This is a genomic window from Anabaena azotica SJ-1 (genome assembly GCF_047275885.1).
Lineage (GTDB): Bacteria > Cyanobacteriota > Cyanobacteriia > Cyanobacteriales > Nostocaceae > Trichormus_B > Trichormus_B azotica_A.
Genome location: NZ_CP178454.1, coordinates 4,206,871 through 4,226,992 on the forward strand (window position 1 = coordinate 4,206,871; position 20,122 = coordinate 4,226,992).

General features: G+C 39.2%; 25 protein-coding genes, 1 tRNA gene and 1 pseudogene. 11 read left to right on the top strand and 16 right to left on the bottom strand.

Going from position 1 to position 20,122, the window contains the following annotated elements:
- The first annotated feature begins 135 nt into the window (after nucleotides 1-135).
- Complete coding sequence (locus tag ACLLO5_RS18475; protein ID WP_413171938.1) at nucleotides 136-1,425, top strand: Glu/Leu/Phe/Val family dehydrogenase; 1,290 nt, start codon at nucleotides 136-138, stop codon at nucleotides 1,423-1,425.
- 301 nt (nucleotides 1,426-1,726) lie between these two features.
- Here ACLLO5_RS18475 and ACLLO5_RS18480 read toward each other — a convergent pair whose 3' ends face one another.
- Nucleotides 1,727-2,995, bottom strand: a complete 1,269-nt coding sequence (locus ACLLO5_RS18480; protein ID WP_413171939.1) for a hypothetical protein — start codon at nucleotides 2,993-2,995, stop codon at nucleotides 1,727-1,729.
- A gap of 474 nt (nucleotides 2,996-3,469) precedes the next feature.
- Here ACLLO5_RS18480 and ACLLO5_RS18485 point away from each other — a divergent pair, with 474 nt between their 5' ends.
- On the top strand, nucleotides 3,470-3,808 hold the full coding sequence (locus ACLLO5_RS18485) for a hypothetical protein (protein WP_413171940.1): 339 nt from the start codon (nucleotides 3,470-3,472) through the stop codon (nucleotides 3,806-3,808).
- Nucleotides 3,809-3,974: 166 nt separating this feature from the next.
- Here ACLLO5_RS18485 and psaK read toward each other — a convergent pair whose 3' ends face one another.
- Nucleotides 3,975-4,235, bottom strand: a complete 261-nt coding sequence (gene psaK / locus ACLLO5_RS18490; protein ID WP_413171941.1) for a photosystem I reaction center subunit PsaK — start codon at nucleotides 4,233-4,235, stop codon at nucleotides 3,975-3,977.
- Nucleotides 4,236-4,459: 224 nt separating this feature from the next.
- Between psaK and ACLLO5_RS18495 the strand changes: the two genes are divergently transcribed.
- On the top strand, nucleotides 4,460-4,894 hold the full coding sequence (locus ACLLO5_RS18495) for a SufE family protein (RefSeq protein WP_413171942.1): 435 nt from the start codon (nucleotides 4,460-4,462) through the stop codon (nucleotides 4,892-4,894).
- 81 nt (nucleotides 4,895-4,975) lie between these two features.
- Here the strand turns inward: ACLLO5_RS18495 and ACLLO5_RS18500 are convergent, their stop codons facing one another.
- The 3 genes from ACLLO5_RS18500 to ACLLO5_RS18510 all read right to left on the bottom strand — a co-directional run bounded on the left by ACLLO5_RS18500 (nucleotide 4,976) and on the right by ACLLO5_RS18510 (nucleotide 7,417).
- The gene (locus ACLLO5_RS18500) at nucleotides 4,976-5,578 is read right to left on the bottom strand and encodes a peptidoglycan-binding domain-containing protein (RefSeq protein ID WP_413171943.1); all 603 of its coding nucleotides are present in this window, start codon (nucleotides 5,576-5,578) and stop codon (nucleotides 4,976-4,978) included.
- 186 nt (nucleotides 5,579-5,764) lie between these two features.
- Nucleotides 5,765-6,628: a M23 family metallopeptidase gene (locus ACLLO5_RS18505; protein ID WP_413171944.1), complete on the bottom strand. Its 864-nt coding sequence runs from the start codon at nucleotides 6,626-6,628 to the stop codon at nucleotides 5,765-5,767.
- Nucleotides 6,629-6,883: 255 nt separating this feature from the next.
- The gene (locus ACLLO5_RS18510; protein WP_413171945.1) at nucleotides 6,884-7,417 is read right to left on the bottom strand and encodes an Rpn family recombination-promoting nuclease/putative transposase; all 534 of its coding nucleotides are present in this window, start codon (nucleotides 7,415-7,417) and stop codon (nucleotides 6,884-6,886) included.
- A 20-nt stretch (nucleotides 7,418-7,437) separates the two neighbouring features.
- Here ACLLO5_RS18510 and ACLLO5_RS18515 point away from each other — a divergent pair.
- A pseudogene (locus tag ACLLO5_RS18515) lies at nucleotides 7,438-7,692 on the top strand (hypothetical protein); the annotation flags it as partial.
- A 47-nt stretch (nucleotides 7,693-7,739) separates the two neighbouring features.
- On the opposite strand, the gene glgA reads toward ACLLO5_RS18515, so the two are convergent.
- Both glgA and hemC read right to left on the bottom strand, forming a co-directional pair.
- Nucleotides 7,740-9,179: a glycogen synthase GlgA gene (glgA, locus tag ACLLO5_RS18520; protein WP_413176130.1), complete on the bottom strand. Its 1,440-nt coding sequence runs from the start codon at nucleotides 9,177-9,179 to the stop codon at nucleotides 7,740-7,742.
- Nucleotides 9,180-9,337: 158 nt separating this feature from the next.
- Nucleotides 9,338-10,306, bottom strand: a complete 969-nt coding sequence (gene hemC, locus ACLLO5_RS18525; RefSeq protein WP_413171946.1) for a hydroxymethylbilane synthase — start codon at nucleotides 10,304-10,306, stop codon at nucleotides 9,338-9,340.
- Between the two features lie 137 nt (nucleotides 10,307-10,443).
- Here hemC and ACLLO5_RS18530 point away from each other — a divergent pair, with 137 nt between their 5' ends.
- Nucleotides 10,444-10,611, top strand: coding sequence for a hypothetical protein (locus tag ACLLO5_RS18530; RefSeq protein ID WP_413171947.1), 168 nt, complete (start codon nucleotides 10,444-10,446; stop codon nucleotides 10,609-10,611).
- Nucleotides 10,612-10,629: 18 nt separating this feature from the next.
- Complete coding sequence (locus tag ACLLO5_RS18535) at nucleotides 10,630-11,589, top strand: YegS/Rv2252/BmrU family lipid kinase (RefSeq protein WP_413171948.1); 960 nt, start codon at nucleotides 10,630-10,632, stop codon at nucleotides 11,587-11,589.
- Here ACLLO5_RS18535 and ACLLO5_RS18540 read toward each other — a convergent pair.
- The 5 genes from ACLLO5_RS18540 to ACLLO5_RS18560 form a co-directional block, all read right to left on the bottom strand.
- Nucleotides 11,586-11,993: a hypothetical protein gene (locus ACLLO5_RS18540; protein ID WP_413171949.1), complete on the bottom strand. Its 408-nt coding sequence runs from the start codon at nucleotides 11,991-11,993 to the stop codon at nucleotides 11,586-11,588. The two genes, ACLLO5_RS18535 and ACLLO5_RS18540, sit on opposite strands and share 4 nt — an antisense overlap.
- Nucleotides 11,994-12,615: 622 nt before the next feature.
- Nucleotides 12,616-13,059 (bottom strand): CAAD domain-containing protein, encoded by a 444-nt coding sequence (locus ACLLO5_RS18545; RefSeq protein ID WP_413171950.1) that lies wholly within the window; start codon nucleotides 13,057-13,059, stop codon nucleotides 12,616-12,618.
- A gap of 62 nt (nucleotides 13,060-13,121) precedes the next feature.
- Complete coding sequence (locus ACLLO5_RS18550; protein WP_413171951.1) at nucleotides 13,122-13,289, bottom strand: hypothetical protein; 168 nt, start codon at nucleotides 13,287-13,289, stop codon at nucleotides 13,122-13,124.
- A gap of 350 nt (nucleotides 13,290-13,639) precedes the next feature.
- The gene (locus ACLLO5_RS18555; RefSeq protein ID WP_413171952.1) at nucleotides 13,640-14,095 is read right to left on the bottom strand and encodes a BON domain-containing protein; all 456 of its coding nucleotides are present in this window, start codon (nucleotides 14,093-14,095) and stop codon (nucleotides 13,640-13,642) included.
- Nucleotides 14,096-14,222: 127 nt separating this feature from the next.
- Nucleotides 14,223-15,797: a general stress protein gene (locus ACLLO5_RS18560; protein ID WP_413176131.1), complete on the bottom strand. Its 1,575-nt coding sequence runs from the start codon at nucleotides 15,795-15,797 to the stop codon at nucleotides 14,223-14,225.
- A gap of 371 nt (nucleotides 15,798-16,168) precedes the next feature.
- Between ACLLO5_RS18560 and ACLLO5_RS18565 the strand changes: the two genes are divergently transcribed.
- Complete coding sequence (locus ACLLO5_RS18565) at nucleotides 16,169-16,339, top strand: hypothetical protein (protein ID WP_413171953.1); 171 nt, start codon at nucleotides 16,169-16,171, stop codon at nucleotides 16,337-16,339.
- A 292-nt stretch (nucleotides 16,340-16,631) separates the two neighbouring features.
- Here the strand turns inward: ACLLO5_RS18565 and ACLLO5_RS18570 are convergent, their stop codons facing one another.
- Complete coding sequence (locus tag ACLLO5_RS18570) at nucleotides 16,632-17,045, bottom strand: DUF2809 domain-containing protein (RefSeq protein ID WP_413171954.1); 414 nt, start codon at nucleotides 17,043-17,045, stop codon at nucleotides 16,632-16,634.
- Nucleotides 17,046-17,552: 507 nt separating this feature from the next.
- Here ACLLO5_RS18570 and ACLLO5_RS18575 point away from each other — a divergent pair.
- The 3 genes from ACLLO5_RS18575 to ACLLO5_RS18585 are packed head-to-tail and all read left to right on the top strand — an operon-like array spanning nucleotide 17,553 to nucleotide 18,149.
- Entirely contained in the window at nucleotides 17,553-17,723 is a 171-nt protein-coding gene (locus ACLLO5_RS18575) for a hypothetical protein (RefSeq protein WP_413171955.1), read from the top strand.
- A gap of 34 nt (nucleotides 17,724-17,757) precedes the next feature.
- Complete coding sequence (locus ACLLO5_RS18580) at nucleotides 17,758-17,949, top strand: hypothetical protein (protein ID WP_413171956.1); 192 nt, start codon at nucleotides 17,758-17,760, stop codon at nucleotides 17,947-17,949.
- Nucleotides 17,946-18,149, top strand: a complete 204-nt coding sequence (locus tag ACLLO5_RS18585; RefSeq protein WP_413171957.1) for a hypothetical protein — start codon at nucleotides 17,946-17,948, stop codon at nucleotides 18,147-18,149. Before ACLLO5_RS18580 ends, ACLLO5_RS18585 begins: the two co-directional genes overlap by 4 nt.
- 4 nt (nucleotides 18,150-18,153) lie before the next feature.
- Here the strand turns inward: ACLLO5_RS18585 and ACLLO5_RS18590 are convergent.
- Together ACLLO5_RS18590 and ACLLO5_RS18595 are read right to left on the bottom strand one after the other, a co-directional pair.
- Nucleotides 18,154-18,226 (bottom strand) — tRNA-Arg (locus tag ACLLO5_RS18590).
- A gap of 34 nt (nucleotides 18,227-18,260) precedes the next feature.
- Nucleotides 18,261-18,410: a hypothetical protein gene (locus ACLLO5_RS18595; protein ID WP_413171958.1), complete on the bottom strand. Its 150-nt coding sequence runs from the start codon at nucleotides 18,408-18,410 to the stop codon at nucleotides 18,261-18,263.
- Nucleotides 18,411-18,521: 111 nt separating this feature from the next.
- Here ACLLO5_RS18595 and ACLLO5_RS18600 point away from each other — a divergent pair, with 111 nt between their 5' ends.
- Nucleotides 18,522-18,782, top strand: coding sequence for a hypothetical protein (locus tag ACLLO5_RS18600; protein WP_413171960.1), 261 nt, complete (start codon nucleotides 18,522-18,524; stop codon nucleotides 18,780-18,782).
- Nucleotides 18,783-18,811: 29 nt separating this feature from the next.
- Here ACLLO5_RS18600 and ACLLO5_RS18605 read toward each other — a convergent pair whose 3' ends face one another.
- Nucleotides 18,812-20,026: a murein hydrolase activator EnvC family protein gene (locus ACLLO5_RS18605; protein WP_413171961.1), complete on the bottom strand. Its 1,215-nt coding sequence runs from the start codon at nucleotides 20,024-20,026 to the stop codon at nucleotides 18,812-18,814.
- Nucleotides 20,027-20,122: the final 96 nt, after the last annotated feature.

Below are 20,122 nucleotides of genomic sequence, written 5' to 3' on the forward strand. Positions count from 1 at the left end.
GGACAGCAATTTTAAACCATACTAAAAAAATAAAATTGTAACAAAAACTACAAAATCGCTATTTTTTTGAAAACCTGGGGTAAGCTAACCATACATATCCGGTTCACCAAAATACCGTGATGAGGAGTAAATGTTATGGTTACAACCTCTCGCCCAGTAATAGAAACTCATTCTCCAGCGCATATTTGCCCATTTGATCAAGCTTGTAGTTATTTAGAATGGGCAGCTAAAGAATTAAAACTAGATCAAGGTGTGGTAGAAATTCTTAGCCATCCCCGTAAGGTAGTGACAGTTTCCATACCCGTAAAAATGGATAATGGACAAGTGCGAGTTCTCGCTGGACATCGGGTACAACATTCCGATATTTTAGGCCCCTATAAAGGTGGGATTCGTTACCATCCGGCGGTGACATTACGAGAAGTTTCCGCTTTAGCAATGTTAATGACTTGGAAATGTGCATTGTTGGGTATTCCTTATGGTGGTGCAAAGGGTGGAATTCCCATAGATCCTAAACAGTATAGTGTGGGGGAATTGGAAAGAATTAGCAGACGTTATATTAGTGAGTTAATTAAAGATATTGGACCGTCGGTGGATATACCCGCCCCGGATATGGGTACATCTGCCCGTGAAATGGCCTGGATGATGGATACTTATTCTGTGAATGTGGGTCATGCTGTACCAGGTGTGGTGACGGGTAAACCGCTTTCTATTGGTGGTTCTCTAGGTCGGGAAATGGCTACAGGAAGGGGTGTAATGATTATCGTCCGTGAAGCATTAGCAGATCAAGGTAAATCCCTTGCAGGTGTGCGAGTTGCTATTCAAGGGTTCGGTAATGTGGGCGGTGCGGCGGCTGAATTATTACACGCGGCAGGAGCAAAAATTATTGCTGTTTCTGGTGGTGCAGGGGGTGTTTTTTCGGAAGCTGGCCTTGATATTCCGGCTTTGAAAGCCTATGCTGCTGAAAACCGCCGGAGTGTGGTGGGTTTTCCCCAAGCTGCGCCTATTAGTAACGCAGATTTACTAACTTTACCTTGTGATGTTTTGATTCCCGCAGCTTTGGAAAACCAAATCACTGAGGAAAATGTTGATCAGATACAAGCACAGTTTGTTGCTGAAGCTGCTAATGGCCCTGTAACTTTGGAGGCTAACCGAGTTCTAGAAGCTCGTGGTGTGACGGTTTTACCGGATATTTTAGCCAATGCTGGGGGTGTGGTGGTGAGTTATTTGGAATGGGTACAAGGTCTTTCTTACCTGTTCTGGGATGAAGAACGAGTGAACCGGGAAATGGAACACTTAATGGTGAATGCTTATCGTCAAGTAATTCAACGGTCACAGATGAGAGGAGTAAATCTGCGGTTGGCGGCTTATACGCTGGGTGTGGGTAGAGTCGCGCAAGCTTTGACTGATAGGGGTTTGTATCCTTAGTTACGAGGCTTCCAAATCAAAAAATCCCAATTTTTGGGTAATTTATTTTTTGGTGTTCCTATAAATGTAGAGATGTTTGAGTGAATATCTTTACACCTAAAAACCTTATTCTTGTGTAGAGGTAATTCATGAATTACCTCTACTTTCGTTTTTTTTGAGTAAGTCCTGATTTAATTACAGCGATTTTTAGGTAAATGAACCACAAAACAATCTTTAAAACCCTTATAGAGACGTTTCATGCAACGTCTCTACTGTGGTCTAACTAGGTGAAAACTGCTGTAAGCGAGACTTTCCCCATTTATTAAAAGCTGACAATATCCATCTGATTGATACTATTAATTTCGGTAATAGAATTGTAGTTCCAGTTATTTTCAAACACTAATGTTTCCTCACGTCTGGTGTCGGAGTCATAGCGAATTTCTGTGACAAATCTTAGTTCTGACCTCGATAAATCAATATTACCTAATCGCAGTTTGTTAAATTCTATTACTTCTGGGCTTAAGAAGTATTTGTTGCCTTTTTTAGAAATTAGTCTTGAGCCGTTACTGGTGTAAAATTGAACCCAACGATTATTTTGACGAGCGTAAACTGTGTAAACTACATTTGCATATTTAGTGACTGGTTTTTCTAGGATATCTAGATGTAGAACAAAGGCTCTTTGATTGGAATTAACTAATCTTCCTAATTTGAATAAGCAATTCCAATCTTTGCTCCTAAATGCTTTTGATGAGTAACGATTGTTTACTCGTCGATATTCGCGTCTGCGATCATTATTGTCATCATCTCGTCTGCGATAGTCGTTGTTATAATACTCGTTATCGTCAGTTCTGTTTCTGACTGTAGTGAACTGAGTAATACTGCTTATTTCTGTAATTGAGCTATAGTTCCAGATATCTTCAAATACTATTCTTTCATCGCGTCTGCTGTTGGAATCATAGCGAATTTCTGTGACAAATCTTAAGTCCGATCTGGATAAATTAATATTTCCTTGCAGTCTGTTAAATTCTATTATTTCTGGTTGCAATAAGAATTTACCTGCTTTTTTTTCAATCAGTCTTGATCCGGTACTGCTATAAAATTGCACCCAACGATTGTTTTGACGAGCATAAACTGTGTAAACGACATTTGCGTATTTAGTAACTGGTTTTTCTAGGATATCTAAATGTATGACCAATGCTTTACGGTTGGAATTGACTAATCTTCCTACTTTGAACAAGCAATTCCAATCTCTCACACGATAGAATTTTGAGGAACGATAATCTCCTTCCCTGTGATCGTCATGTCTGCGATAATTATCTCGGTCATTGTCGTCATAACGTCTGCGATAATTATCTCGGTCATCATCATCGTTGTCACGTCTGTGATGATTCTTCTTGTCATCGTCTTTATCTTTTTTAGCAAGGAAAAAATCTGATTCCTTTCCATTCAATTTATTTGTCAAGAAATTTGTTTCTAGCTCTTTTGTGTCAACAGTTTTATCTTGTAAATTGGCTATTTCCGTGGTTAAAGAGAAAACTTCTGAGGGAACAGACATGGCAGCTACAACGGACAGGCTTGTAACTGTTAACACATTTTTGCATAACGAAGTAAGCGAATATTTTTGTGACATTGAGATCCTTTTGTGACGTGCTGGGTCAAATAGGTTACTTGATTTTGATGTCCTATATGACTTTATGCCTAGCTGCAAGTTCCCAAGTTCATGTAATTATCTACACTTTTTGGCGTTTGTAAATATGCAAGGTTTGATTTGATACATCTTTGTGTGCGATCGCTCTACTATTGCTCTACTATTGCTTGCTCTACTCATTGAGTTCATCTACAGAGGTGGAGTAAGACCAAAAAACCGCATGGTGGAAAAACAATAGAATTTTTCTATAGTTTTCATTGAATGGAACACATATTTTCAGCAAGTTTGTATAAGATGGACTGATTAACACCAATTGATCTGAATAAGTGAATTGGTTTAGTTCCCTAGTGACAAAGTTGTTTAAAGAAAATGAACAGAAAATTTATCTTGGCCTTGCTTTCTAGCCCAGTCCTGTTTATGTCTATGATATCTATGGTCATGATGGCTAGACCAGTCCACGCTAGTCAAACTGTTAACCCTGTAGGTACTCATCTATCTTGTGTGCGTTCTCCCCACTCAGCATCTGTGCGTCAAGTATGTATACAGGTGGATAATGCTACTCCTACGACTGCTAAACCAGCTATGCAAATAGCGCAAGTTCAAGCTGATCAAGTTCAACCTGATAAAAATCAGCCTGATGAACTAGAATTTACGGAAGCAGAAAGTGATGAAGCAATCAAGTTGTTTGGCTGTGATTGTCCAGTTTGCCTTAATGCTGTACGTCAGTTGCATGGTATGGCACCCTTGCCTGTATAGAATCAGAAAAAGTATTTATACAGGATAACAGGGAATATTTTTTGACTTTAAAAAAAGATTTCTGTTTTTCTATACAGACACAAAAAACCAGAGAGCAAGTTCTCTGGTTCTTAAGTTGAAAAGTGAATAATAAGCAATTAAATACAGGCGGGTTTGAGGCTAAGGCTTAGATTCTACCTATGTTGTGCAGTCCTAAGATGATACCAGCGCCTAGTATATGACCGAAGGCTGTAGTTGCTAGTACCGCAGGTAAACCAAAACCACCAAAGAAATTAGCTGCGGGTACTGCTGGTTCTGCGCTGGGATACTTGATTGTAAATTTGCCGAAAGCGATCGCTAGAATGTTGGCGATAATCATGATAATGCCAACAGTAGGACTCCATTCTAGGGGTGTAGGTACAGTAGCGAGTAAAGTTGAGGTCAACACCGGATTTGCTCCTGAGATTATTGAATCACTGACAATATAATCTTCAGAATTACTAAGAAAATTCAAGAAAAATCCCAAATTTGCAGCAATATTTAACAGTTGTTGCCAATCCTTAACATAAACAATGACTATACTGATAATTTAAACTGTCTACCAACCTGAACAGCGATCGCTCTCCAGATAATTTAAACTCAAGGTGAGACTGATTATTTACTGAATTAACTATGTCCTTAAGTCTTGACTCCTTACCACCTGCTTTAGCTAAGATTGTTCAACGCTTCCAACGTGCTGCTGACCCAAAGCGTCGTTATGAGCAGTTAATTTGGTATGCTCAAAAACTGCCAGAATTTCCCGAAGCTGATAAGATTCCCGAAAACAAAGTTCCTGGTTGCGTTTCTCAGGTATATGTAACAGCATCACTGGATAACGAGAAAGTGGTTTTTCAAGGAGATTCGGATTCTCAGCTAACTAAAGGACTAGTCGCATTATTGATAGAAGGATTAAATGGACTAGCACCAACAGAAATCGTCCAACTAACTCCTGATTTTATTCAAGCCACAGGTTTAAATGTCAGTTTAACTCCTTCCCGCGCCAATGGTTTTTACAATATTTTTAAAACCATGCAGAAAAAAGCATTGGAATGTAAATTGGAAGGTTAGGGACTGGGGCATCACTGGGTACGGATTCAGATGAGATTTACAACTCTTGCGACTGTTCCCATACCCCATACCCTGTTACCACTAACTAATACCCAAAGCCCTGCGAGTAGCAGGACCAACTATACCATCTACAAGCAAACCATTTCTTCTTTGAAAATTGCGGACTTGGTAAGCAGTATTCGGTCCATAAACACCATCTACTCTTATCCCTAAAGCTCGTTGCACCACCCTCACACGCTCACCTCTAGCGCCCTGTCTCAGCAAAACTCGACCACCAACACCAGGGCCAGGACGACCATGAGAAGTTCCAGGATTCATACCAATCCATCTTTCCGCAACATAATATCCTTGGTAACGTCCAGAAGTAATTTGAGCAAAACCATTACGCACATTTCCAGTCTCTCCAATGTTTGTACCATTGGGGACACAAGCTACAGCCGAGTTACCACTGCTAGGACCCCGGCGAATATATAAACAATTACCATTAGTTCTCACATAATCTGCTGAAGCTTCTTTAACTTGGGAAACAGAAGCAACTAAAACAGTAATACCTGCTAAAGCTAACCACGCAGAAGACTTCAGTAATTTTTTCCAATTAAATTGCAACTTGGGAAGATTCAAATCCACATTAACGGGAGTCTCTTCATTCGCCATGTACATATAAGAATAAGCCATATATTCCATGATTTTTTGCTCCTTTATGTAAATACTAGGGATATTACAAACGTGACTGTGATTTTTTCTAGATTTAATCTAGATGTATTTTATACTCTTTAATTTGCAGAATTTTTGACACCATATTACGCCCTGTAAACTGTCACATTACGGTATTTTTATCGAAATCATCAATTACTGAACTAAAAAGTAATTTTAATTGCCAGCATTAGAGGAAGTATAAAAACTATCAGAACGAATCTGACTACCATTTCGCCACACTTCCACCTTTTCTGGACTAACTAAGTATGAATAAGTACCATTATCTGCTCGATATTTATTGTTACCAACATTCCAAGCAGCTATCTTGACAGGTTTACTCGCATCTTGCTTTGATTGTCCAATGTAAAACAGATGACCGTTTTCTTCACAGACTTGAACACGAATTTTTGCAGTCTCACCTGTAATAACTGTACTCCCAGCGCATTCAGCATCAACTTTTACAGGTGCAATAGTTACAGAAATTGGTTGTGAAGGTGAAACTGGTTGTTCTAATGGTAATTTGGCAGTGGTTGAAGAGGATAAAATCGGCATAGGATCAACAGCTAACTGACGATTTCGATAAAATTCAAAATGTAAATGAGGGGCTGTACTATTACCTGTAGATCCCATTTCTGCAATAATTTGGCCTTGATTAACTTCTTGACCTTTACTAACTAACAAACGATTATTGTGACCATAGACTGTCACACTACCATCGGGATGTTTAATTTCGATAAAATTGCCTAAACCCCAATCATCCCAACCAGCTTTCACAACTGTACCTGATGCAGCCGCAACAATAGGAGTACCAATAGCACCCGCTATATCAATTCCTTCATGTTGATATTTACGGAAACCTTGAGAAATAATCCCATGAGTCGGCCAGATTAAGTGACTACTAGGTAAGGGAGTTTGTTTAACTGGGGAGACTGTAACAGTCTGAGGTAATGCAGAGGTATTGATACTTAAAACAGATGTTAAAGATATCAACCCAATCAAAGTATAACTACACAACCGAGAAATAGTATTTTTTTTCATAAAAAACTCTAGAGTTCTTTATTTGCTGTTTCAGCATCTCTCGGCTAACATCAGGAAAATTGCTACGCTTAATACAGCAGATTGCAGATCAATCAGGTACAGAATCTAACTTGAAACCTATACAGAAACAGACTTTTACTCCTGACTCCTGCTGTAACTCTTAACAGTCACATACTGGCAAAAATCAGCTTGCAAGACTGCACTGACCTGAATAAAGGTAAAGTGTAGGTAGTTGGTGTTAGATATGATTTGTACTCAATCCCCTGAGTTTTCTGCTTCTGTAGTTTGTAATTGTTGCACCTGTTCAACTGTTAAACCAGTTACTTTGGCAACTACTTCAATAGACATACCCTCCTTGATCATATTGACAGCAACAAGTCGAACAGTTTCTTCCCGTCCTTCTTCTCGTCCTTCTTCCCGTCCTTCTTCTATCAATAATTGATAAGTGACTGACTCACGCATAATATCTCTCCGCAGCAAACGCTGAATCACTTCTTTTTCTAATACTAACCCAGCTAAGATAAATGCAGATGCCGCTAGGTTACTTTGCATCTGTTTGTCGGTGATGTCATCAATGATGGTTGCCACTTCCTGCAAAGTGTTGACTTTATTATCAGTGTTGCTTAAAACAGCAAAAGGCAATAAACCGGGAGTTCGCAAAAATGTTTCTGTCGGTTGTTCCCATAAGCGGATGACCTGGAAACGATGAAATGTTTCTTCTAGAGCAAATGTGGTTTGCTGAACCAGTTCTGAATCAGTTTTTTGCAAGTAAACTACTACTTGACGCATTTGCTTGTTAGGAAAGCGATGGAAATCCTGTTTGGCTACCAGAAATAGGTTTAGGAATTGGAAAGGAAAGAGGAACTTATCAAGGTATCACTAGAGAATGGTTGTATTGGTTTGATGAACAAGGAAAAAGGTTTTTCACACCAGAAGAACGGATTCAGGAATCTGAAGAAAAGCGTTTAGAATCGGAAAGAAAACTTTTAGAAGCTGAAGAAAAAGCCCACAAATTAGCAGAAATGTTAAAGAGTTTAGGAGTTGATCCGGAAAATTTAAGTTAGTTTATTGAATTGCAGAGACGTTAGTTCAAACGTCTCCACGTGATCAATTAGGATTTCTCATTAGCTTCGGTTAAAATTAACTTTGGTTCTGATGTTGGTTCTTCTTCTCGTGGTGGTAAACCGTATATTGATCGATAGAGATTATCGTATTGTTGAGCAGAACGATACCAACTGAAATCTTGATTCATCCCTCGTTTTTGGAGTTCTTGCCATTGTGGTTTGAAACGGAAGCCTTCCCAAGCGCGAATCATGCAGGTAAATAGGTCTAGAGGTTCGTAGCGATCAAAGCAATAACCAGTACCTGCTTCATTTTCAGGATCATAATGTGATACTGTATCAACTAATCCACCTGTACGACGGACGATAGGAACAGAACCGTAACGTAAAGCCATCATTTGGCTGATACCGCAGGGTTCAAAACGGCTAGGCATGAGGAAGGCATCAGTACCGGCATAGATGCGGCGAGAAAGGGCATCGTTATAGAGTAAATAAGTTGCCATGCGTCCGGGATAGCGAGATGCTAGTTGCCACATTTGGGTTTCATAATAGCGATCGCCTGTTCCCAACAAGACAAACTGAGCATCTGTATACGCCATGAAGCGATCGAGAATTTGTAAAACTAGATCCAGACCCTTTTGTTCCACCAACCTTGTCACCATGCCAATTAAAAAGGCTTTAGAATTAACTTCTAAACCTACTTCTTCTTGCAAGGCGATTTTATTAATTTTGCGTTGATCTAATGTCTCAGTGGTGAAAGTTTGGGCGATGTATTTATCATTGGCAGGATTATATATTTCCGTATCTATGCCGTTGATAATTCCTGATAATTTTCCACTAATAAAAGATAGCAATCCTTCAATTAGTTCACCATAAGCAGGAGTCTTGATTTGTTCTGCATAGGTGGGAGAAACGGTATTTACCTTGTTAGCAAACTGCACTGCTGCCGCCATGGTGTTATGTCCTTGCATATACCAGGGACACCAAGTAATTTTCTCTAAATACCAGCGCCAAGGGCCTTGATAAGCTAGGTTATGAATGGTAAATACAGTGGTAATATCTGGGGATTGGTTCAACCAAACAGGTAACATTCCTGTGTGCCAATCGTGACAATGGACAATTTCTGGCTTCCAGTAATTCCAACAAAATTCTGCTGCACCATTGGAGAACAAGGTAAACCGCCAATCTTCATCTTCTCCGGCATAAATACGGCGTGGTGTAAAGGCAGGATGTCCAAATAAATACAAAGGAACATCAGTACCAGGAAGGACACTTTCATATACTGCAAAGTCCTGGAACATGGCATATCCCTTCCAGACTGGTTCTTTGGGGATTTCCATTTTGTCTGGGAGAAAACCATAATAAGGCAGAAATATCCGTACATCATGCCCCATTTGTCTTAAGACTTTAGGTAATGCACCCACAACATCACCCATTCCACCTACTTTGGCAACGGGAGCAGCTTCCGCTGCAACAAATAGAATTCGCATAGTATTTATTTGGTAATTGGTAATTGGTAATTGGTAATTGGTAATTGGTAATTGGTAATTGGTAATTGGTGATTGGTAATTGGTGATTGGTGATTGGTGAGTGGTGAAAATTTTCCTGTCACCTGTCACCTGTCACCTGTCACCTGTCCCCAGTCACCTTATGAACCGCGTTGAATCTCGGTAAAGATTTGTTCTAAAATTTCTGTTGCGCCTTGTTGCCGTAAAATACTGGCTAGTTCTGCTCCTAATTTTTCGGCATCAGCAGCAGCACCGGTAACGGTATCTTTAACCAGTTTTTGACCATCAACACTAGCGACAAGACCTTTTAATGTTAATTCATTACCATTGATTTCTGTATTTACACCAATGGGAACTTGACAGCCACCTTCTAAAACTCGTAGAAATGATCTTTCTGCTAAACAGCGATCGCGCGTTTGTGGATGTTCAATGGCTTTGAGTAAGGAAATTACTTCGGTGTCCTCAGCACGGCATTCTATACCTAAAGCACCCTGTCCCACTGCATGGAGAGAAATTTCTGGGGGTAAAATTTGATGGATGCGATCGCTCATATCCAATCTTTCTAACCCAGCTACCGCTAAAATTAGAGCATCATACTCACCAGCATCTAATTTAGCCATGCGTGTGATTAAGTTTCCCCGGACATCTTTAAAAGTAAAATGCGGGAACTTATGGCGTAATTGTGCCAGTCTTCGCAAAGAAGAAGTACCAATCACCGCACCTGCTGGTAAAGTCTCAATTTGTTGACCTTTATGCTTTTCGTGCAGCACCACCGCATCTGCGGGGTTTTCTCGTTCTGTAATTGCTGCCAGTGTCAAACCTTCTGGTAAGTTAGTAGGCAGATCCTTAAGCGAATGAACTGCAAAATCAATCTCCTTATTGATCATTCCCAGTTCCAATTCTTTGGTAAATAGTCCTTTATCGCCAATTTTGGCCAATGCTACATCCAGGATTTTGTCGCCTTGGGTAGACATGGTATGGACTTCAAAAGTAATATCAGGGAAGCTTTTCTGGAGTTGCTCTTGTACCCAGTATGTTTGAACTAGAGCAAGTTGGCTTTTACGTGAACCAATACGAATAGTGCGCGGAGGACTAGAAACTGAAGTCATAAAACTATATGTCAAACCAGGCGGTAAATTCACATTTATCTAGACTACCGCAGCAAGTGACGCACTGGATTGGATGAGACTAATTACAGAGGATTTTATTTGAAAATGGCTTTACATTTATTTACAAAATAACCAAATTGGCGCAATTTGCAGTAGCAAATGATCCTTTAGATGCTGTGCTGGAATTTCGAGAAAAGTTAAAGAAATGGTTGGCTAAAAATTTTACCCACCTACAACCAGACCTACCAATAGATAGAAGTTTAAATTTTAAATATATGCTAAAAGTAAGTCTGCCTAATCCCTAACTATATTATTTTATCTATATGAGTCGTTCCGCTTGCCTTATATTTAACCCAGCTGCGGGTCAGGGTGATCCAGAATTAGAACTAGATCAGATTAGGTCAATATTAGAACCAGAAATTGAATTAGATATTTATCTCACTACAGAAGAAATTGATGCTGACGAACTAGCACGCGCAGCAGTAGAACGGGGTGTAGAAGCGATAATTGCATCTGGGGGAGATGGTACATTATCCGCAGCATTAGAAGCAGTAATTAATACAGATATCCCCTTTGGCATTATTTCACGGGGAACTGCCAATGCTTTTGCCGCAGCGTTGAGTATTCCTGATACAATAGCCGCAGCTTGTCAAACAATTTTACAAGGCAAAACCCGGCTCATAGATGTAGCCTATTGCAATGAGCGACCAATGGTATTATTAGCGGGTATTGGCTTTGAAGCGGGAACTGTAGAAAAAGCAGACCGAGAAGCTAAAAATCGCTTTGGCATGATGGCATATATCATGGCAGGAATTCAAGAATTAGGAAGCTTACAAAAATTCGCTGTCGAAATTGAAACCGAAGATAAAATAATTCAGACTATAGCTTCTGCGGTGACAGTGGCAAATGCAGCACCTCCCACTTGTGTTTTAGCTCAAGGCCCAGCAGGTATTATTTTTGATGATGGATTGCTAGATTTAACCATTGTAGCACCAGAGACTAAAGCCAGTGCGATCGCAGCCACATTTCATTTATTTCAAACAGCTTCTACAGGCACACCAGTAGAACGGGATGACATTGGTTATTTGCGATCTAAACAATTTAAAATTACAACTGACCCACTACAAAAAGTTGTTATAGATGGAGAAATTTTTGGTACAACTCCCATAGAAATTAATTGTATACCCGCAGGTTTGAGAGTTTTTGTTCCCAACGTACCAGAAGATATTCCCACAGAAAAATTAGAAGGATTACCTAACTTAACTGTGGAGATAAAAAATTAAATTATTCCTGTTCCTTTACCGCGTCTATCTGCTTTTTCTGTCAACTCACCTGTTTTATCTTCATTCACTTCTGTAAGTTCTTCCAAACGTTCTATAGTATCTTCAGCCATATCTTTCCGTGCATCACCCGGAACCTCATAATACATTTCTGGTTCAACTGGATAATTATTTAACAAACCTTCCTTATCTACAGTGTAACCGTCAGTAGTGCGTATGCTTTCAGCACCTGTTTGATCATCTGTAGATGCATTAGAGAGATTTTCCTCTGTGGGAAGATGTTTATAATGTTCTCCTTCTCTAGCTATACGTGCTGCTGTTTCTGCTGGGATAATTCCTCTATCATCACTATCTACATCAACTCGATGAGCAGAATCTATAGTTTTCTTCACTGGTTGATTAGCCATAAATATTATTCCTTTTTAATTTTTTTGAGAATAACTTCGACAACTAGATTAATTTGATTTTGAATAAAAAAATACTGTCTTAAGAAGTGAATTTATAATAAATATTACTTGACAATATCTATCTTGAGATACAATACTTGTCAGTTCAGTGAAAAAAATAAACTTATGTAAGTTGGGTTGAGGTTAGGAAAACCAACGTTTACCGATGTTTTTTAGGTTTCGCTATTGCTTAACTAAAAATTCTGGCGTTGCATAAATGCGGGATGTTTTTTGAGTGTAGAGACGTTCCATGGAACGTCTCTACAAGGGTTTTGAATATATGCAAAATTGTTTTCATCCCCAAAATCAGCAACGCCCTAAAAATTCTTAACCTAAAACCAGCTTAATATTCTGCTACTCCCTTCCCAGTGTAATATTACATATCTTCTTCCTTCTTCCTATCCCTACGGGACACTACATGAACGCGTCCTTTGCGTCTTTGCGGTTCATTTAATCCATATTCTTTTAGAAAGAAGGGAGTATCAACCCAGGGGAAACCATACTCCTACTTTCAATAACTGATAAAAAATGCAGGGTAAACAATGTCAACCCCGCATTCAATAATTAAAAGCTCTGAAAATTATTACCCTATAAGTTGTTTTTTGAAAGAACTAACTTTGTAGGATAATTCTTGCCGAGTTTCCGACTTGATGAGATAACGGAAAGTAAACCAGATAGCATAAACTATGCCAATTATCTCAAAAATTGGTGCTAACAGTGGCACACCATTAATAGCATTTAAAACAGCAATCACTACCTTGACCGTCACAAACGCAGACAAAATCAAAACAAGAGTTAATATAGCTTGCTTGTTTTTGTCGAAAAAACTACCTACATAGTTTGGCAGTTGGTCTAACAAATCAATAATTTGTTGACTAATTCGCTGCCATTGGGTGTCCGAGGATTTAGCTGACGGTAGTTTGGGTAAATTTCCCGTTGCTGTAACCTCAAGGGCTAATGCACCTTCAGATGCACCTGAATTTATTGTGTCTGGTGGCTGTTGTTGAATTTCCATAATGTTTGCCATTTGGCAGAACAGTTGTGTTGACTTTTCTTTGCACTTTTAGGTCAGGGATTCTTAAGTAGCCCTTAAGTAGCCCTAAAACAGACTTTTAAAGGTGTAGTCAATGCACCTCTAATAGCTCCACTGAGTTTAATCTCAATGTTGCCTTGATTTTGTGTCTTTTGTTTCCACTTATCAGGTTTTTCACCGTCTTCAGGGAGTAAAGCAATACTACCATGAATTTCCTGAGACATTTACGCCTGATTTGGCTTACCTTGCGGGAATGCATCACGTACATCTCCAGCTTAAAAGATATCTCTCTGTGAAATACTCCGGCTTGCTTGGCTGAAGCCTGCTGTAATACAGTTTCACTTTGATTCCTTCTTTTCTGTTCCCTGTTCTCTGCCTCTACGAGTAAATATGACTTACGCCACGCTGCGCTATCAGGAATCAAACCGGATTCCTATATAGGTCCGAGACATCCTATTAATATACCAGTTGCATAAGTCCTGTTCACAAAAAAAGGTTAAAAATATTTCAGTTTGTATCTTGATGACAATTGAGTTAATATCCGCCAAATTAGGATTATTAATTGTTTGCAACCTTAGCTTTTTGGTGGTAAAACAGTTGCTTTGACAATTACATTTTTGACTCCCTTAATTTCTTTTGCTAAAGGTTCAATTTTAGCTAACTGTTCTTGATTATTCACAGTTCCTGATACGGTAACAGTGCCATCTTTAGCGGAATTAACTGTTAATTGTCCACCGGGAATATTAGCCTCTAATTTAGATCGGACTTCACTTGCTAAATCTCCTGTGGCTCTATCTGTACGATCGCCAGTTGCCAAATTTCGTTCTTCACGGGCGCGGATATCTGCATTGAGTTGTCTTCTGCGGACTTCACTTTGAGCGTCTTCTTTTGCCGCTTGTGTGGTTTGTGCAGCAGGAGTTGCTGGAACTTCTCCAGGTTCGGGCGCGTTTACACTTGTCTTAGCTGTATTATCACAAGCAGCACTAAAAAGTAAAATCGAACCAATTAAGAAAGAAGTTAGCTTTTTCATTTGTTTGTGGAGTTTTTGATTTGATATAATTGTGAATTTTGTGACTATATGAGTTACAAATTAGGAGCAAAATTTTAATTTTAAATTAATATTAATGCTCCTAATCTTGGGAATGATTATTGGAGAATTAAACCGTTGTTTGGCGGTGGTCAATAATCACTACAGAGGGTTCTCCAGGGTGATGACTGGGAATGGTTTCAGTATTTTTAACCGATTCCAACCTGGGTTGAGGTTCGCTGACAGTCCGGGCATCATAGATGCCAAATTCTTCTATTCCTGTACGTTTGAGAATTGTTTCTGCTTGGTGAATTTCTGCCTCTGTACCATCGACAATGACGAGGTAATGGCCTTTTTGGAAGCGATCGCTGTAAACTCGCGCTCGTGATTCAGGAATTCCTAAGCCAACCAAGCCCCCCGCAATACCTCCGACTGCTGCACCCACAGCACCACCTGCGATCGTTGTCGCTAAAGCCGTAGCAGCTGCACCACCGGCGATTACGGGGCCTACTCCTGGAATTGCTAAAGCCCCAAGACCTACTAATAAACCGCCCAAACCACCTAAAGCTCCACCAGTAGCAGCACCAGCTTTTAGCCCTTCATCGGCTTTATTACCTCTGTCTAAATTCCCGTTTACACCGCCATTTGCATCTTTCCCAATCAAGGATGCTTGGTTCATGGGAAAACTAACATTTCTTAATTCTCTCAATGCTGCTTCTGCATCTCGACGATGGGAAAACACACCGATCGCTCTTTTGGTAGTTTGCAAAGGGATATTCCCATAGCCATTTTGTTCATAAACTTCCCACTGTTTAATTGGATATCGGTTGAGAATTACCTCAGCCTGGTGGATTTCCGCATCAGTACCGCTAACGATGATGATATAATTACCTTGATGGATGCAATCGTTGTAGAACTCAGTCCGGTTAGGTGGCAGATTTAGAAGAGTAGGCTCAAAATGATCTTTCACCTGAATTCCCGCAAATGCAGACCTTTGTGGACTTTCCCTGTGAATTAAAGAAATGTGGTTTAACGGAAAACCTGCATTGCGTAAATCATTAATTGCTGCTTCCGCATCATGCAGCATTGTGAAATAACCAATAGCGTATTTATTAACAGTCACATCCCGATGCACAACATCCGTAGTTGTGTGTTTATCATCTGGATGATCATAAATTTCAAACTCTTCAATTTTCCAGCGATGAAGAATTTCTCTAGCTTTAGCAATTTCTGCATCCGTACCATCTATGATGACTAAATACTCTCCTCGTTCTACTCTTTCGTGATAAACCCTGGCTCTTTCTTCAGGAATTCCTAAACCAATCAAAGCACCAATTAAACCACCTGTTACCGCACCTATCCCAGCCCCAGCCAAAGTTGTCGCCAAGGCGGTAGCTGTGGCTCCAGCCAGCATAATGGGTCCAATTCCTGGTAACGCTAAAGTTCCCAGCCCAACTAATAAACCAGTTAACCCACCTACAACACCACCAGAAATCGCTCCAGTTTTTGCCCCCTCATCCGCCTTATCACCAACCTTTTCCCGCACTTGTGTACCAGCTATTTCATCTCCCTCATGTTCATGTCTGGCGATAACAGAAACTCTTTCCATGGGAAAGCCAGAATTTTTCAATTCATGCATTGCTTGTTCCGCATCACGACGATGGGGAAATACACCTAGAGCGCGTCTATGTCTACCTATAACCATACTCATAATCCTCCAAAAAAATACTCAATAATTAATCCCGAAAGTATTTAAGGCAATAACTTAAGGCAATAACTCTATTACTACGTTTTTTGATTAGGGTTTCATCAATCCCCTGGAGTAATTTATCTTTCTATCATTAGATATACTATGCAATTTAATTTATTGGCTCGTAGATGTAGGGAATAGGAAAAAGCAGAGGTATCTGAAATTAGAGTAAAAATACTGTTGTGATATTAATCACGTGAATTTTATTATTAATATCACTGTTACTTAATGGAAGTAGCAGATAAATTAGAGTTAAGTAAATCAGGTTTAAACTATATCAATTCAATAATTTAATTATTGTTTGGTGGTTATGGAGAGTAACACTTATGCTGGAAAAACTATTATTAGCATCCATTTTAACATTTAGTCTCAGTCTATTGGCAGATTTGGGTTGGTCTAATCCTAAAAACGAACTATTAGGAACTTCCAAAAATACCCATGAAGTTTTTACTTTAACTCTCCGTTACAAAAATACAGAAATGGACTCAAATCGTTAAGTAAAGTTACCGTTAAGATTGATGCAATATCATCTACAAATTGATTAAGTAGGGATTGCGGAATAAATTGCACATTTCGGTACAGGGACAGGGAACAGAACAAAATTATAGGTATTTCTATCTCCTGTCACAATGTATAATTTATTTTGCTCACATACTTAATTTCGAGTACAGTCTCCCACGGCATGAAATTCAGAAACTAAAAATTCAGTGGGAACTTGAATTCGCCACTGATTATCCTTTATTTTGAGTTTTTAATTCTCAGAAGGGATTGACAGTTTTTGATCATATTCTAGGTAATAACTTTTTTTAGCTTTGTTCGCCGAACTATTAGCCGCAACCATAGCCACCCTAACCCGCTGCCAATAAAATAATAAGGGAAATCTGACCAAGTAAAGGCAGTTCCGATTAACATTTTTCCCCACCAAAACGAACGTACCCAATTTAGAAATGGTGGATGCCACAATTGCATAAATTCCAACAAGCAAGTAATTATCAATACCCATAAAGGGATTGGCGTAATTGCAGAACGAGAGGGAAAAAATAGAAAGGCGAACAAGCACCAAAATATTTCATAAAAAATCCCTCCTACTTCTTGGTTTAACCACGAAATAGAATAGCGATAGTGGCTGTATAAAAGTCCAATGGGTAGAATAATAGCCAGCGAAAGAATGGAACGCTTGCGAATATTTGTAAGTAATGGCATTATTTAGAGTTTCCAGTGGATGTCCATGATTTTGGTAGAATGCCTAAATTGAATTACCAAAAAACTACATGATCATCTGCACTGATTCCAGAACCGCAAACAAGCAATATCTACGATGAGTTACGCTAACGCTTTCCTTTAGTCTCAACTCCAGGTGTAAGCCTTTTGTAAGTTAATAGAAGATGAGTATCAAAAGCAATTGTTTCAACATGATGATCTACTTATTTCTTCTATTTTCTCCAATTTACAATTAACTGCAAAACAAGTTTTAACTGCTGGTGGTACTGTAAATATAGTAGGTAGAGAGTAGGTTGGGTAGAACGCAGTGAAACCCAACATTATCATGATTTAGTTGGGTTTCGTTCTATTGCTCCGCAACGCTGAAGCGAACAACCCAACGGATATAACTTAATTATTTGTAATTTATGAATAATGCAAAAATGGTTTATCTTAAAAAAGAGGATATAGAGGATATTGTTTATTATTATCAACCAATGAGGTAAGATTATGCAGTTGGAAATTCAACTTGATGATGACTCTGTTCAAAAACTTGCGTATATTCAGGAACAAACAAATAGGACTTACGCAAGTGTCACACCAAACATCTATTTTATGGTGCGTCAGCTATCAAATATCTGGTTATTTGCAGGATTTATGAAGTCTGACGCACCCTACTAATATGCCATTTGCGTAAGTCCTGACAAATCAAGATTTGAGCGCAGCGATCAAACAAGCTATTGAGCAATATTACAACCAAATTAACACTACTAATAAACCACCATTACAAATATTTCAAGAACTTGGTTTAGTTGGATGTTTTCAGGGTGATGCTGATCTGTCGGTTAATTATAAAACTAAAATGGCTGATTATCTTAGGGCTAAACAAGAAGAAAATAGATTATGATTATTGTTGATACGGGTGCTTTTTTAGCATTATTTAACCAAAGAGATACTTATCATGCTCAAGCACAGATTGCTTTTAATAATGTTTCAGAACCACTAATTTCTACTTATCCAGTAGTTACTGAAACTTGTTATATGTTAACACAGTTTGCGAGTGATACAGCATCATTTAATTTTCTGAAATGCAGCAATCTACAATAACCAACGAGCGCGGAGGGATTTGAACCCCCGACCCACAGGACCGGAACCTGTTGCTCTATCCACTGAGCCACGCGCCCAAATACTCTACTAGTATAGCACAGTTTTTGAATTTTATGGAATTGAGGTTAAATTCAGCCTGAGTTCAAGTTGGCGGTTATGTGCCGAATCGCGGAGATAGAAGCGGTGAGTGCGATCGCTCTCTTTATAGCTCTCTTTTAGTCTAAAGTCCAGTTGAGAACTTTGTTGGCGTTTTCTGTCCATCGATCGCATCGGCTCAAATTACAAAAATGTAATTCCGAAAATAAGCAAGCTGTCATTTGCAGATGAATTAATCAGAAATGTCAACAACAGTAATTTTCGAGGTTAATGATCATGGATATTCGTACAATGTTAGCCGCAGCAATGATTCCTTTTGTGATTGGTACATCCAATTTTGTTGCACCCCATCAAGCGATCGCCGAAGTTCCCGCTGAACGCAATCCACAGATTGTACAACAGGCTAAAAAACCCCAGAAGCAATTACAACGCCAAAAACCAAAGGTAAAACATCGCCAACCCCGTCTACAACAGAAACAGCGTCAACCTTATCATCATGACGCAAAGCGTAATCAGGTTCAACCAAATCATCGGTAATCCTGACTCCTGATCAAAAAGTTGAACTTCTACAGCAAACCTAAATAATTAGCTGGGTCAACAGGTGTACCATTGTTCCTAACTTCAAAATGCAGGTGGGGACCTGTGGATAAACCTGTCGAACCTACAGATGCGATCGCTTGTCCTTTTTGAACTGATTGCCCTTCTGTCACATACAACTCGCTGGTATGTCCATATAGGGTGGTAATTCCTTTACCATGACTAATAATCACAGCCTTGCCATAACCACCATACCAGCCAGCAAAAATCACTGTACCTGAATCTGCGGCTCTAATGGTACTACCATAACTAGCGGCAAAATCTAAACCAGCGTGAAAGCGGCGATAACCAAGAATAGGATGTATCCGCCAACCAAAGGGACTACTGGTAGGTGCATCACTAGGAAAGGCAAAAATACCTGTACCACGAACCCAAATTTTGCTGTTAGCTTTAGCCTGTGCGGCTTCCCTGGCTTCTTTAGCTTGTTGTTCAGCGATTTTTTGTTGAATCAACACAGTCAAATTTTGGGAATCTTGCTCTAATTGGTTTTGTGCAGCTTCCAAGGCCAAGCGATCGCTATTTAAACGCTCAATCAATTCGGCTTGTGACTGCGCTTGATTTTGATAATCAGCTTTTTGAACTAATAATTGTTCTCTAATTAAAGCCATTAAATTTTTTTGCGTTTCTACTTCCGTTCTTTGACGAAGTAATAAATTTCCTTGGGTTGCTAATTTCGCTAAAATTTGTTGGTCTGCCTGATAAACCAACTTCAACTGATGACGATGACTATCAAAATCGCTCAAATTATGACTTTGCAACAAAACAGCTAATCCTTGAGACGCTGATGAACGCTGAAGATACCGCAATCTCGCCACTGTTGCAGCTTGCCTTTCTTGATAACTACGTTCTGCTACAAGCAAATCAGCTTCTAGTTGCTGGAGTCGTTCTGTAGCGGATTTTAACCTGGCTTCGCTATCTTTAATTTGGCTATCAGTAGTTTGGAGATTTTGATTTAAACCACCCAGATGTTTTTGTGCTTCTTTTTGCAGATTCGTTAAGCGATTCTGTTCTTGAACCACATTCTGATGCTGTTGCTGAATTTGCTGCTGCTGTTGTTTAAGATTATTTATGGTCGGTGAAGAGGTTGCGTATACTGGTAAACAGACTAAAATCCTCCAAACAATACAACAAGATGTCAGCAACAACGACCAAAATTTGATTTTTCGCCAAAATACCGTTTTCATCTCGTGATATTCAGCCAAAGAAGTACAAGCATAACTACAGTATTATGCCCAAAGTTTGGCAAAATTTAACACCTATTAAAATTAATGATAATTTTA

Bases quoted from the DNA above. Each gene is read 5' to 3' on its own strand.
- ACLLO5_RS18475 (WP_413171938.1), top strand. From the start codon at position 136: ATGGTTACAACCTCTCGCCCAGTAATAGAAACTCATTCTCCAGCGCAT.
- ACLLO5_RS18485 (WP_413171940.1), top strand. From the start codon at position 3,470: ATGTCTATGATATCTATGGTCATGATGGCTAGACCAGTCCACGCTAGT.
- ACLLO5_RS18495 (WP_413171942.1), top strand. From the start codon at position 4,460: ATGTCCTTAAGTCTTGACTCCTTACCACCTGCTTTAGCTAAGATTGTT.
- ACLLO5_RS18500 (WP_413171943.1), bottom strand. From the start codon at position 5,578: ATGGAATATATGGCTTATTCTTATATGTACATGGCGAATGAAGAGACT.
- ACLLO5_RS18505 (WP_413171944.1), bottom strand. From the start codon at position 6,628: ATGAAAAAAAATACTATTTCTCGGTTGTGTAGTTATACTTTGATTGGG.
- ACLLO5_RS18510 (WP_413171945.1), bottom strand. From the start codon at position 7,417: ATGCGTCAAGTAGTAGTTTACTTGCAAAAAACTGATTCAGAACTGGTT.
- glgA (WP_413176130.1), bottom strand. From the start codon at position 9,179: ATGCGAATTCTATTTGTTGCAGCGGAAGCTGCTCCCGTTGCCAAAGTA.
- hemC (WP_413171946.1), bottom strand. From the start codon at position 10,306: ATGACTTCAGTTTCTAGTCCTCCGCGCACTATTCGTATTGGTTCACGT.
- ACLLO5_RS18535 (WP_413171948.1), top strand. From the start codon at position 10,630: ATGAGTCGTTCCGCTTGCCTTATATTTAACCCAGCTGCGGGTCAGGGT.
- ACLLO5_RS18540 (WP_413171949.1), bottom strand. From the start codon at position 11,993: ATGGCTAATCAACCAGTGAAGAAAACTATAGATTCTGCTCATCGAGTT.
- ACLLO5_RS18545 (WP_413171950.1), bottom strand. From the start codon at position 13,059: ATGGCAAACATTATGGAAATTCAACAACAGCCACCAGACACAATAAAT.
- ACLLO5_RS18550 (WP_413171951.1), bottom strand. From the start codon at position 13,289: ATGTCTCAGGAAATTCATGGTAGTATTGCTTTACTCCCTGAAGACGGT.
- ACLLO5_RS18555 (WP_413171952.1), bottom strand. From the start codon at position 14,095: ATGAAAAAGCTAACTTCTTTCTTAATTGGTTCGATTTTACTTTTTAGT.
- ACLLO5_RS18560 (WP_413176131.1), bottom strand. From the start codon at position 15,797: ATGGTTATAGGTAGACATAGACGCGCTCTAGGTGTATTTCCCCATCGT.
- ACLLO5_RS18565 (WP_413171953.1), top strand. From the start codon at position 16,169: ATGCTGGAAAAACTATTATTAGCATCCATTTTAACATTTAGTCTCAGT.
- ACLLO5_RS18570 (WP_413171954.1), bottom strand. From the start codon at position 17,045: ATGCCATTACTTACAAATATTCGCAAGCGTTCCATTCTTTCGCTGGCT.
- ACLLO5_RS18575 (WP_413171955.1), top strand. From the start codon at position 17,553: ATGCAGTTGGAAATTCAACTTGATGATGACTCTGTTCAAAAACTTGCG.
- ACLLO5_RS18585 (WP_413171957.1), top strand. From the start codon at position 17,946: ATGATTATTGTTGATACGGGTGCTTTTTTAGCATTATTTAACCAAAGA.
- ACLLO5_RS18595 (WP_413171958.1), bottom strand. From the start codon at position 18,410: ATGGACAGAAAACGCCAACAAAGTTCTCAACTGGACTTTAGACTAAAA.
- ACLLO5_RS18600 (WP_413171960.1), top strand. From the start codon at position 18,522: ATGGATATTCGTACAATGTTAGCCGCAGCAATGATTCCTTTTGTGATT.
- ACLLO5_RS18605 (WP_413171961.1), bottom strand. From the start codon at position 20,026: ATGAAAACGGTATTTTGGCGAAAAATCAAATTTTGGTCGTTGTTGCTG.